The following is an 11,553-nucleotide window of genomic DNA, read 5'->3' as shown; positions in this document are numbered from 1 at the left end:
GGTTCCGCATCGGCTTTATCCGCGCGGCTTGAGCACCGCGTCGATGAGGTAGACGGTGGCGTTCTTGGTCTGGATGTTGCCGCACAGCACCTTGGCGTCGTTCACCTTGAAGTCCTGGCCGGAGCCACTGGTGGTGATCTTGCCGCCCTGCACCGAGGTGAAGTTGCCGTTGGCGAGGTCCGCCGGGGCGAGGCGCTTCTTGACGATGTGGTACTTGAGCAGCTCCTGCAGCGTCTCCTTGTCGTCCATGACCTTGTCGAGCGTCTCCTTGGGGATCTTCTCGAAGGACTTGTCGACCGGCGCGAAGACCGTGATGTCCTCGGCCGAGTCGAGCGTGTCCTTCAGGTCCGCCTTCTCCACCGCCCGCGAGAGGGTGGACAGCTCGGGGATCTGCGACAGGGCGGTGCCGACGGGCTGGCCGGCGAGGTCGGCCGGGCTGCCGGGGCCGGACTTCGGGAGACTGCCGCAGCCGGGGCCGACGGGGGCCATGCCCGGCGAGGCGCTGGTGGACTCGGTGGGCGTGGCGGTCGGCGAGTCTTCGGGCGGTTCGGTGGGCTGGACGCGCACCCCGGCCGTCGCCGGCACGTAGGCCGTCCCTGTGCCGCCACCGGTGGTGGCGGCGGCGTACGTCGCGGAGATCGACAGGGTCGCTGCCGCTAGAGGAAGGGCGAGAAGACGAGATTTCATGGCGTCTGTCCCCTTTTGTGGGTGTGGTGAACGGCCACGTGGTGAGTGACCTGGTTCCCCGGACCGGCGGTGGCCGGCCGCAAGGCGGGGCACATGACCGTCAGCCCCCCTGACGGCCGGCGATGTCGATCGCAACCGGCGGGAGATTCTCCCGCCGCCTCACCCCACCCGTACCCCGCCATCCCGGGTACCCCCCGGCGGTGGGGTCGGCCTTTGACCCACGCCGGGGAAGCATCCTCCGGACCGGGACACAACGTCCCGCTGATCTCGCAGCGCTATACACCCACAGGGGATTTAACCGGTTTTGCGGCTTTCGCCGGAATCAGTGGCAGGCCGGGCCCGCGTCCTCCCCGTAGGTGTCGTGGTACGGGAACTCGTTGACGTACCTCTGCCGCCCGAGCGGCGTCACGTCGAGGTAGTTGTAGGTGGTCAGGAACAGCTCGGGCCCCCGCCCGAAGGTCGAGTAGGTGTGGAACACCCGGTCCCCGTCCCGCAGGAACACGCTCGCCCCGTGCCCGTCCTGGCCGTCGGCCGCCAGGAACATCAGCCCCTTGCTCTCCAGCGTGGCCTTGTCCATGTAGTTGTACTCCACCGGCGCCACCGCCGAGTCGTTGGTGGCGTGGAAGTCGTAGTTGAAGTCACTGCCCTGCGACGAGTACCACGGCACGCTCCACCCCATCCGCGCCCTGAACCGCTCGATCTCGGCGAACGGCGCCCGCGACACCAGCGCCAGCGTCGTGTCGCACGCGTGCAGGTGCCGCAGCTCCCCCACGTTGTCCACCAGGAACGAGCAGCTGCCGCACCCCTGCCCCGCGTCCCGCAGCCACATGAAGTGGTAGACGATCAGCTGCCGCCGCCCCTCGAACAGCTCCGCCAGCCCGGCCTTCCCGCCCGCCCCCTCGAACACGTACTCCTTGTCCACCTCCACCATCGGCAACGCCCGCCGCGCCGCGCTCACCGCGTCCCGCGCCCGCGTCACCTCCTTCTCCTTGGCGAGCAGCGCCACCCGCTGCGCCACCCACTCGTCCCGCGACACGACCCTGGGTAACTCCATGCCGGCCCCTTCCACTCGAATCCGACCTTCATGACATCGCCCTCACCTCCGGCCGTCCAGGGCGCGCGGCCGATTCTGGGGTGATCACGCGGGCGTCTCGTCCAGATGCCCGGAGTAGGACAGCAGCGACCCGAGGACCGGCAGCGTCACCCGCACCTCAAGATGGAACCGCGCCCCCTCCCCCGGCTCGGCCCGCGCCCGCGCCCACACCCGCGGCGCCGACCACACCGGCAGCCGCACCGACAGCGGCCCCACCCCGAGGACGGCGCGGTCCTGGGTCACGACCACCTCCCCCGGCGTGGCGACGGTGCGGGTGTGCAGGACGAAGGGCCCGTGGCGTTCCCAGCCGTGGGACCCGGTGCGCAGCTGGGTGGTGACCAGCCGATGGGAGCCGATGCGACGGGTCCAGTGCTCCACCACGGCGCGGCCGTCGTCCCGGGGCCCGTGGTGGGCGGGACGGCGGCGGACCACGACGGTGATCGGCACGCCCTCGGCGGTGCGCGGAAGGCGCAGCAGAGCGCAGACGACCCCGGCGAGGATCCCCGGCCCCCGCCGGACGGTGAGCTCCCCCGTGCCGGCCACCGTCCCGGTCCCCAGGTGGAAACGGCGCATCCACTCTTCCGACCCGCTCACGCTCCCCGTGTCGCTCATGGTCCCGGTATCCCCCGCGCCGGGGATCCGGACGCGGGGGGCCGGGCACGGCGGGATCCGCGGACGTGGTCCCCGCGTCCGCGGATCCCCGTTCGGTGGGCCTTACAAGTAGGAGCCGGTTCGCCCCGAGTAGACACGCGCGCCGGAGTCCCACTCGCCGTAGGCGTAGGAGGTGACGTTGGCGTCGTTGACCATGCGGGTGTAGCAGCTGGTGCCGTCCCTCGGGACCGTGCAGCTGTAGGTGCGGCCGTCGCTGTTGCGCACCACGCGGGCGAACGAGGCGAACGTGTCGTTCACCACCCAGGGGGCGTTGCTGATCCGGGCCCAGGTCGCGCGGCAGGCGCGGCTGTAGCGGAGTTCGAGGATCGCCTGGCCGAGGGTGAGGCTGTCGACCGTCCGGGCGTCACCCGAGCAGTTGCCCTGCGGGTCCAGGCCGTCGCACGCGGAGCCCGAGCAGGCCAGCACGCCCGCGGAGGCCGGCAACGCCGTCAGCGCCGTGCCTGCGATCAACGACGCGCCAAGGATTCCCGAGGTCACCAGTGTGGAGAGTTTCACGCCATCATTCCTTCCGTAGGTCGCGGCCATTACGCGGCCGCTTTCACATACCGTCACCTCCGGTTTTCGGGCCGTCGGCAAATGGAGTATCCGCATCGAGCTTCACCCCGTTTTCCCGGCCGTGTGAACCGGAGGCGGGACCAAGGTTTGCAGCACGGCGTAAAGCCTCGCCACAAATCCGGTCCGGTAGGGATAATGGGAGACAGTCATCCACCTGAGCTGCCGTTTCGCACGCTGCCTGGGATACGGGTGGGACATGTCCTCAGCGGTCGGAACGGACGAGTTCAGCTCCAGCCCGCACGAGGAGAATCCGATCATGCAAACGGGGCAATCGGAAAGGTTCGCCGCCCGGCTGCGCGTACTGAAGAATCGCGCGGACGTCAGTTTCGAGGAGCTCGCCAAACGGACGGGGGCGAGTAGTTCCAGTCTTCACCGATACTGCTCGGGCGCCAAGATTCCGGTCACTTACGGCGTGGTGCACGCTTTCGGCAAGGCGTGCGGCGCGAGCGGTGACGAGTTACGCGACCTGCACCGGCTGTGGGCGGTCGCGGACGCCTCCCGGGTCCCGTCCGACGGCGCCCGGGTCTCGTCCGGTGAGGCCGCGCGGGAGGCCGTCTCGGAGGAGGCGGACGGTGCGCCTTCCCGGAAGGGGCGGCGCCGAGGGCTCGTACGGCCGCTCCTCGTCGTGACGGCCACGCTCGCGGTCGCCGGGGTGGCCACGGGGGCCCTGTGGTGGAGCGGGCGGGAGCCGCGGGTCGCCGGGGGTGTGGTGCCCACGGCGACGGCCGCCACGGTGCGGGTGTACAACGTGGAGGGGGACTGCGGGACGCGGGCCGGGCGGGTGCCCGCGTGCAGCATGGGGCTGGCCCGGGACCCGCGGCTGAGCTACGACGCCGGCAACGTGGTGGCCCGCCGGGTGTGGCACGACGACCGGCTGCGCGCCGACTGCATCCTGTACGACGGCGAGCGCGTGGCGGACGAGACCGGGGTGGGCACCACGCGGTGGTTCAGGGTCCAGGTCGGCGAGGGCCCCGGCGTCGTCGCCTGGCTGCCCGCCGTGCGCACCCGCGACCACCCCGCACTGCCCGCCTGCGAGTAGTGCCCGCACGTCCCGGCCGGTCCCCTCCTACGGCCCGGCCGGGACGCCGGTGCGGGTCAGCGCAGCCTCGGGTCCAGGGCGTCCCGGACGACGTCGCCGAGGAGCAGGAAGCTGAGCACGGTGGCGGTGAGGAACAGCGCCGGGAACAGCAACAGGTGGGGATACTCGGCGAAGAAGGACTGAGCGACGTTCAGCTGCAGTCCCCAGGAGACGTCCGGGTACTGCAGGCCCACTCCAAGGTAGTCCAGGATCGCCTCGCCGGAGATGACGTTTCCCACGTTCAGCATGGCGACCACGAAGACCGGCGCCAGGGAGTTCGGCAGGATGTGCCGGACCATGACGCGGATGTCCCCGGCGCCGAGCGCGCGGGCGGCCAGCACGTAGTCGGAGTCCCGGACGGCGATGACCTGGCCGCGCATCAGCCGCGTCATGGTGGTCCAGCCGAGCAGCACCAGCACCAGCGTCATGGCCCAGATGCCCTGCCCGGGGAAGGCGACCAGCACCACTGTGGCGCCGAGCACGAACGGGATGCCGAAGAAGACGTCGGTGACCCGGGACACGAGCGCGTCGAGCACCCCGCCGTAGTACCCCGCGAGCAGGCCGAGCACGACCGCGATGAACAGCGCGAACAGGGTGACGGCCAGCCCGATCAGCACCGAGGCGCGGGTGCCGTGCACGATCTGGGACCAGTAGTCGCAGCCCTGCAGGTCGTACCCGAAGACCGCCCCCGCGCCGGGCCCGTGCTTGGACCTGCGCAGTTCGCATCCCTCGTTGGGGCCGAGCGCGGCGAACAGCGAGGGGAACGCCGCCATCGCGAGGGCCACCAGGAGGATCGCGGCCGACACCCAGAACAGCACGCGGCGCCGCAGGTCCAGCCACGCGTCGTGCCACAGCGAGGCGGGCGCGTCCCGGTCCGGCTCCGGGGCGGTGGACTCGGCGGCGGCCTTCACGTCAACCACGGCGGATCCTCGGGTCGAGCACGCCGTACAGCAGGTCGACGAGCAGGTTGGCCACGATGAAGATCATCACCAGCAGGGTGGTGACGCCGACCACCACCGGGCCCTCCTGGAGCTGGATGGACTGGAACACCTGCTGCCCGATCCCCGGCAGGTTGAAGATGCCCTCGGTGACCACGGCGCCCGCCATGAGGTTGCCGAAGTCGACGCCGAGGTAGGTGACGACCGGGATCAGCGAGTTGCGCAGGGTGTGCCTGCCCACCACCCGGGACCGGCGCATGCCTTTGGCGACGGCGGTGCGCACGTAGTCGGCGCGCAGGTTCTCCACCACGCTGGTGCGGGTGAGCCGGGCGACGTACGCCAGGCCGAACGACCCGAGCACCATGCCCGGCAGAAGGTAGCTCACCGGCCACCCCTCGTCGGTGCCGGCGGTCGGGAACAGCCCGAGGTTCAGGCCGAGCACGATCTGCGCGGTGTACCCGACGACGAACACCGGGACCGCGATCACGAACGTCGTCCCGGCCAGCACCGCGGTGTCGGCGAGCCTCCCGCGGCGCAGCCCGGCGAGCACGCCGAGGCCGATCCCGACGACCAGCTCGAACACCCACGCGGTGAGGGCGAGCTGCGCGGTCACCCCCCAGCGGTCGGCGAGCAGCTCGGAGACCTGCTGCCCGTTGAACGTCTCCCCGAGGTCGCCGCGCAGGAACACTCCCGCCATGTACAGGCCGTACTGCACGATGAGCGGCTCGTCCAGGTGGTAGTGGGCGCGCAGGGTGCGGATCACCGCGTCCGGCAGCGGCTTGTCCCCCGCCAGCGCCAGGATGGGGTCGCCGGGCAGCGCCCACACCATGGCGTAGATGAGGAAGGTGGTCGCCACGAACACCGGGACGGCCTGCAGCAGGCGCTGGGCGGCGTACCTCACCCGCCGCCTCCCGGCAAGGACCCCGGACGGGCCGGGGTCCCCGTGGCGTGCATGCCTACTTGACCGAGATCGTGTCGAGGTTGGGGCTGTAGGCGTCGATGGCGACACCGGTGACGTTGGCCGAGTATCCAGCCTGGTCCTGCCAGTTCCACAGCGGGATCATAGGCATCTCGGCGAGCGCGACGTCCTCGGCGCGCTGGTAGAGCGGGATGCTGGCCTCCATGCTCGGCGCCGCGTTGGCCTGCGCGATCAGGTCGGTGAACTCCTTGTTCTCCCAGCCCATCCGGTTGCCCGCGCCCCACATCGACTCCAGGTAGTTCTGCGGGCTCGGGTAGTCCATCACCCAGTTGTTGCGGTACGGGCCGTCCTCCTTCTTCGCACGCAGCGTGGAGAGGTAGTCGGCGGCGGGGATCTTGCGGAACTTGATGTCGGCGACGCCGAGGTTCTGCTTGAGCTGGTTGGCCACGGCGGTCATCCACTGCTCGTAGCTCGGGTCGGCGTTGGAGAAGTACAGGTTCAGCGTGCCGGACAGGCCGCCCGCCTTGTCGTACAGCGCCTTGGCCTTGGCGGGGTCGTACACGCACGTCTCACCGCAGGCGCCCTCGCGGTAGCCGGGCACCAGGGGCGCCACCAGCGAGCTCATCGGCTTGAAGGCGCCGTTGAAGACGGCGTCCACGATGGCCTGCCGGTCGATGGCCATGGAGACGGCCTTGCGCAGGTCGGCGCTCTGGAACCGCTTGTCGAACACCGGGAAGCCGAGGTAGTCCATGGTGCCGCTGGCGGTGGGCACGAACCGCTCGCCGAGCAGCCTCTTGGCCTCGGGGGCGCTGGCCGGCGGGATGGTCTGCAGCAGGTCGACCTTCCCGGCCCGCAGGTCGGTGTACGCGGTGTCGCGGCTGGCGTAGATCTTGAACAGCACGCCGTCCGCCTTGGCGGCGCGCGGGCCCGCGTACCCGTCGAACTTCTTCAGGGCGATCTGCCGGTTGTGCTGCCACTCGCCGTCCAGGGCGAAGGGCCCGTTGCCGATGGGCTTCTGGTCGTAGGCCTTGAGGTCGGCGAACGCGGCCTTCGGCATCGGCGCGAAGCCGGTGTAGGCCAGCGTGATGGGGAACTGGCTGAACGGCGCGGTGAGCCGCACCTCAAGGGTCACGGGGTCCACGACCTTCAGGCCGCTCAGCTTGTCGGTCGACGGCTTGGCGCCCTCGGCCTCGGGGTTCAGCTTGTCGTAGCCCTCGACGTTGGCGAAGTAGTAGTTGTTGGTCCAGGCGTTCGGGCCGTACGCGGCGGCGTTCCAGGCGTCGGCGAAGCTGCCCGCGGTGACCTCCTCGCCGTTGTGGAACTTCTGCCCCGGCTTGATCTTGATGGTCCAGGTCTTCTGGTCCTTGCTGGTCACCGACTCCGCGGCCCGCATCTGCGCGGTGCCGTCCGGGCCGATCACCACCAGCGTGTCGAACAACGCCTGGAGCACGGTGATCGAGTAGCTGCTGGAGGTGTTGCCCGGGGTGAGGTGGTCCGGCTCGGTGAGCGCGACCGAGAACCGCTTCGGTCCCTGGTCACCGCCGCCGGTGTCCCCGCCGGAGCCACCGGAACCGCCACACGCGCTCAACGCGAGCGCCGCGGCGAGGAAGACGGCGGCACCTCGCGCCTTGCTGACGACCGTCACTGTTCCTCTGCCTCTCCGTCGCTCGGGCGTGATGCCGGAGAGGCTAAATAGCGAGGCAAGGCTCTACATCGGAAGGATTACGTATTCCGGCGGTCCGGCCCGTCGGTCATGATGATCGCGGAGGAGTGATGGATCAGATCACCCTGAACACCCGCCACCTCCATGCGTTCACCGAAGTCGGTTTCCAGGTGGCCGGCGGGTCGGGGGCGCACGGCGCCATGACGGCACTGCGCGCGATCATCCCGATCGAGGCGTACGACTTCGTGGCGTTCGACCCGGCCACCGGCCGTCACCGCAGCCTGGTGTCGTCGGGCTACGCGCGGATCCACGAGGAGGCCGCCGAGGAGTACGCCCGGCTCGACCCCTACCGGCGTGCCATGGTGTCGCGGGTGCCGCTCGCCATGGGGTCGCCCGGCACCGAGGTCTGGTTCAGCAGGCACCTCGCGCCGTACGGCTGGCGGGCGGGGCTGACGGCGCCGCTGTTCGTGGACGGCAGCCGCTACACCGGCCTGCTGCACGTCAACTCCCGCGAGACGTTCCCGCCGCAGACCTCGACGGTGCTCATCGCGGTCTCCGGCGCGCTGGCGCACATCACCGACCTGACCCGCTGCGTCATCGACCCGCTCGGCCTGCCCCCCGGCTTCCACGCGATGGCCTTCGAACGGTGCGGGCGGCGGCGCGCCGTGGCGGGCTGGCCCGCGTCGGAGGCGATCGAGGGCGAGGCGGCGATGGCCGGCCTGGCCAGGGACTTCATCGACTCGCGCGAGCTGTCGCGCCGCGGCCTGTGGCTGGACGGCACCGGCAGGTGGCGGGAGGTGCGGGTCCACCGGGCCGGCGTCGGCTTCAACGGCGCCATCCAGGGCGCGGTGATCGCCGAGCGCCCGTGCACGCTGCCGTACGACCTGACGGCCCGCGAGGTGGACGTCCTGACCCGGGTCGCGCTCGGCGACTCCAACCCCCAGATCGCCGCGACCCTGGTGCTCAGCGTCCGGACCGTGACCACCCACCTGGAGCACATCTTCGCCAAACTCGGCTGCGACAGCCGCACCCGCCTGACCACCAAGGTCCTCTCCGAAGGCCTGTGCCACCTCGACCTGCCCTGACACCGGTGGTGTCCTTCGCCGGCGGGGCCGCGGCATTGACTCCGGTGTGGAAGGGACACAACAGTTGGGTGGTGCGCCTTGTGGAGCGGCTACGCGGCGATCTCGCCGGGGGCAGGAACATCGAGATCTACGTCACGGCCTCGATCGCCGCCGTCGTCGGTGTGCTCGGCGTGTTCGACCTGGTCGGTCCGAAGGTCGTGGGTGCGGCCACGCTGGCCACGCTGGGGCTGCTGGCCGTCAACGCGCTCGGTCCCCGTCACCAGGTGGCGGGGCTGGAGGCGCGGGTCTCCGCGCTGACGCGACTGGTGCAGGAGAGGATCGCCGGTGAGGTGTCGGCCGACGCGTTCCTCGCCACGGACAAGAAGGACCTGGAACGGGAGATCGGCGGTGCCGACGACATCCGCATCGCGGGGGTGACCCTGAGCCGGACCGTCCGCACCCACATCGGGGACCTGCAGCGGCGGCTCATGAGCGGGGCGACGGTCAGGGTGGCGATCATCGATCCCGCCACGAGCACGCCCCACGAGGCGGCGCGCCGCAGCACCATCCCCGACGACCCGCAGATCTACGAGCACCGGCTCAAACCCACCATCGACCTGCTGCGGCATCTCGCCGCGACGCCTTCGTCCACCGGGCGGCTCGAGGTGAGGTTCATGCCGTTCGTCCCGGCCTTCGGGCTGACACTGATCGACCCGGACACCGAGGAGGGGCGGATCCACGTCGACCTCTACTCCCACCGGTCGCCCGGCCCGGACCCGGTGTTCACGCTCGCCGCCCGGCGGGACCGCCGATGGTACGAGCACTTCCACGCCGAATGGGAGCGCCTCTGGGAGGTCAGCCGGCCGCCGGCGCCAGGTGACGGCTTCCCCTAGAACACCCGGTCGCGCGGAGCCTTTCCCACCTCGATCCTCCTCGGGCCGTCCGGGTCAGCGGGCCGCGCGTCTGCCGTTGGTGCTGACGCGTGCCGGCGTGGCCAGGTCGATGTGCATCTCGAACCACACGTTGTTCTTGCCGGACTCCCTGATGAACCCCCAGCGGTGCGCGAGCGCCTCCAGCAGTTGCAGTCCCCGGCCGCCGGTGTCCAGCGGCGAGGTGGGACGCCAGCCGAACGGCGGCTCGGCCGAGCCGGCGTCCTGCACGGCCACCCGCACCCATTCGCTGGAGTAGGAGACGGACAAGGTGAAGGCACCCCCGTTGGCCGACGCGGAGTGCACCACCGCGTTGGTGGCGATCTCGCTGGTCAGCAGCACGCAGTCGTCGTGCAGCGGATGCGCGACGCCGACGGCGGACGAGACGAGCCGCCGGGCGCGTGCCACCGCGTCCGGGTCGCCCGCCAGGCGCATCACCCGGTCGCTCGGCGGTTGTGCCCTGACGTACCCCGATGAAGTCATGTGACCCCCCGTTAGTGTTCAGCCCGCACCCTGTTTAGGACGCGGCACCACCCCCGTGAGATGTCGCCAAAAGGTAGGAACCTGCTCCCCGCCCGTCGGCGAGACCCCCTGGTGGGGCCGCTGGGACCCGAGTGGCGGATCAGGACAGCAGCCGGGTGGCGTCCAGCGCGAGCGCGAGCTCGACGATGTCGCGCGGGCGGGAGAGGGACCGGCCGGTGAGCTGTTCCAGCCGCCGCATCCGGTTGAACACGGTGTTGCGATGGCAGTACAGCTGCCCGGCCGCGCGGGCGGCGGAGCCCTCGCAGCGCAGCCACGCCGCCAGCGTGGCCAGCAGCACCTCGCGGTCGGTCGGGTCCAGGCCGAGCAGCGCGCCGAGCACCTCCGACACCAGGCGGCCCGACAGCTCCGGCTGCGAGATGACCAGGGCGGACGGCAGCCTGCGGTCCAGGCGGGCGATCTCGGGGCCGCAGCCCTCGCAGGTGCGCATGGCCAGCTCGGCGAGCCGCCGCGCGGCGGCCAGCTCCACCAGGCCGCCGACGACCGGGCTGACGCCCGCCGGGCCGTACGCCACGGCGGTCATGCCCTCGGCCAGCTCCTCCAGGGTGGCCTCGCCGAGGGCGACGACGGCGACCTCGTACTGGGCGCGCATCCGCCACAGCAGCCGCATGGGCCCGAGCACCTCCGGGCGGCCGTCCACGCCCGGCGTGCCGTACCCGTTGGGGCGCGAACCGTCGTGATCATGACGCACGGCGAGCCTCATTGTGACGACCGCATAACGGCCGCGTTCGGGAAGATCCAGACCGGCCGCGGCGGACCGGGCCACCGCGGTGTCGGCCACTCCTTCGAGCAACTCGTCCAGGAGCGCGTTCACCCGCTCGGTGCTGCGGCCGAGCAGTTCCTTCTCGCGCCTGCGGTAGATGTCGGCCGCCATCAGCGCCTGACGGTCGATGGCGTGCCAGACGTGCGTCGCGGTGCGCACCAGCGCCGGCAGCAGCTCGGCGTGCTCGCGCTCGATCAGGTCGACGAAGGCGCCCCAGGTGACCTGGGCCGCCAGGCGGTACATGCGCATCAGGGACTCCAGCGGCAGTCCCTGCTCGGCGCGGCGCCCGGCCATGCGCCGGGCGAACTCCAGGTCACGGCGCTCGTCCGGCCTCTGCAGGATGGCCTCGATGCCGACGCGCAGGCCCTCCTCGGTGCTCTGCCAGTGGTCGTCGGGCGTGACGAACCTGCGGTACGCCTCGTCGCCCTCCCGCACGCGGGCGACCAGCTCCTCGGTGAGTTCGGGAAGTTGGCGGAGCAGCCGCGTGGCGGCGATCCGTAACACCTGGCGCACGTCCTCACCCACGTGCTCACTGCGCTTGACGGCCATCTTCACCAGACTGCCACCCACCCCCCTCCGGAACAAGGTTCGGTTCTCGTTTCGTGACGTGCCGTTGTGCTCGTGCACAACGGCCTTTCCGCGCCGGTGGGCA

12 protein-coding genes are annotated in these 11,553 nt (G+C 70.9%); 3 read left to right on the top strand and 9 right to left on the bottom strand.

Going from position 1 to position 11,553, the window contains the following annotated elements; genetic code table 11:
- Positions 1-15: 15 nt before the first annotated feature.
- The 4 genes from ACFP1K_RS05130 to ACFP1K_RS05115 form a co-directional block, all read right to left on the bottom strand.
- A complete protein-coding gene (locus ACFP1K_RS05130) occupies positions 16-687 on the bottom strand; it encodes a fasciclin domain-containing protein (RefSeq protein WP_380747403.1) in 672 nt (223 codons plus the stop codon).
- A gap of 322 nt (positions 688-1,009) precedes the next feature.
- Complete coding sequence (locus tag ACFP1K_RS05125) at positions 1,010-1,741, bottom strand: DUF899 domain-containing protein (protein WP_380747402.1); 732 nt, start codon at positions 1,739-1,741, stop codon at positions 1,010-1,012.
- 84 nt (positions 1,742-1,825) lie between these two features.
- Positions 1,826-2,392, bottom strand: coding sequence for a DUF4166 domain-containing protein (locus ACFP1K_RS05120; protein WP_380747400.1), 567 nt, complete (start codon positions 2,390-2,392; stop codon positions 1,826-1,828).
- Between the two features lie 102 nt (positions 2,393-2,494).
- On the bottom strand, positions 2,495-2,947 hold the full coding sequence (locus ACFP1K_RS05115; protein WP_380747398.1) for a DUF2690 domain-containing protein: 453 nt from the start codon (positions 2,945-2,947) through the stop codon (positions 2,495-2,497).
- A 316-nt stretch (positions 2,948-3,263) separates the two neighbouring features.
- On the opposite strand from ACFP1K_RS05115, the gene ACFP1K_RS05110 reads away from it, so the two are divergent.
- The gene (locus ACFP1K_RS05110) at positions 3,264-4,046 is read left to right on the top strand and encodes a helix-turn-helix domain-containing protein (RefSeq protein WP_380747396.1); all 783 of its coding nucleotides are present in this window, start codon (positions 3,264-3,266) and stop codon (positions 4,044-4,046) included.
- A 56-nt stretch (positions 4,047-4,102) separates the two neighbouring features.
- On the opposite strand, the gene ACFP1K_RS05105 is transcribed toward ACFP1K_RS05110, so the two are convergent.
- The 3 genes from ACFP1K_RS05105 to ACFP1K_RS05095 are packed head-to-tail and all read right to left on the bottom strand — an operon-like array spanning position 4,103 to position 7,587.
- Positions 4,103-5,005: an ABC transporter permease gene (locus ACFP1K_RS05105; protein WP_380747394.1), complete on the bottom strand. Its 903-nt coding sequence runs from the start codon at positions 5,003-5,005 to the stop codon at positions 4,103-4,105.
- Complete coding sequence (locus ACFP1K_RS05100; protein WP_380747392.1) at positions 4,998-5,924, bottom strand: ABC transporter permease; 927 nt, start codon at positions 5,922-5,924, stop codon at positions 4,998-5,000. Before ACFP1K_RS05100 ends, ACFP1K_RS05105 begins: the two co-directional genes overlap by 8 nt.
- A 55-nt stretch (positions 5,925-5,979) precedes the next feature.
- Positions 5,980-7,587, bottom strand: coding sequence for a peptide ABC transporter substrate-binding protein (locus tag ACFP1K_RS05095; RefSeq protein ID WP_380747390.1), 1,608 nt, complete (start codon positions 7,585-7,587; stop codon positions 5,980-5,982).
- A 128-nt stretch (positions 7,588-7,715) separates the two neighbouring features.
- On the opposite strand from ACFP1K_RS05095, the gene ACFP1K_RS05090 reads away from it, so the two are divergent.
- Together ACFP1K_RS05090 and ACFP1K_RS05085 are read left to right on the top strand one after the other, a co-directional pair.
- A complete protein-coding gene (locus ACFP1K_RS05090; protein ID WP_380747388.1) occupies positions 7,716-8,690 on the top strand; it encodes a helix-turn-helix transcriptional regulator in 975 nt (324 codons plus the stop codon).
- 71 nt (positions 8,691-8,761) lie between these two features.
- A complete protein-coding gene (locus ACFP1K_RS05085; RefSeq protein WP_380747386.1) occupies positions 8,762-9,562 on the top strand; it encodes a hypothetical protein in 801 nt (266 codons plus the stop codon).
- Positions 9,563-9,616: 54 nt separating this feature from the next.
- Here ACFP1K_RS05085 and ACFP1K_RS05080 read toward each other — a convergent pair whose 3' ends face one another.
- Both ACFP1K_RS05080 and ACFP1K_RS05075 read right to left on the bottom strand, forming a co-directional pair.
- The gene (locus ACFP1K_RS05080) at positions 9,617-10,081 is read right to left on the bottom strand and encodes an ATP-binding protein (RefSeq protein ID WP_380747384.1); all 465 of its coding nucleotides are present in this window, start codon (positions 10,079-10,081) and stop codon (positions 9,617-9,619) included.
- Positions 10,082-10,220: 139 nt separating this feature from the next.
- The gene (locus ACFP1K_RS05075) at positions 10,221-11,471 is read right to left on the bottom strand and encodes a PucR family transcriptional regulator (RefSeq protein ID WP_380747382.1); all 1,251 of its coding nucleotides are present in this window, start codon (positions 11,469-11,471) and stop codon (positions 10,221-10,223) included.
- Positions 11,472-11,553 lie beyond the last annotated feature (82 nt).

Source organism: Sphaerisporangium aureirubrum (assembly GCF_042658925.1).
GTDB lineage: Bacteria > Actinomycetota > Actinomycetes > Streptosporangiales > Streptosporangiaceae > Sphaerisporangium > Sphaerisporangium aureirubrum.
Note: the sequence above shows the minus strand (reverse complement) of the source record. Positions and strands in the feature narration are given on the sequence as shown.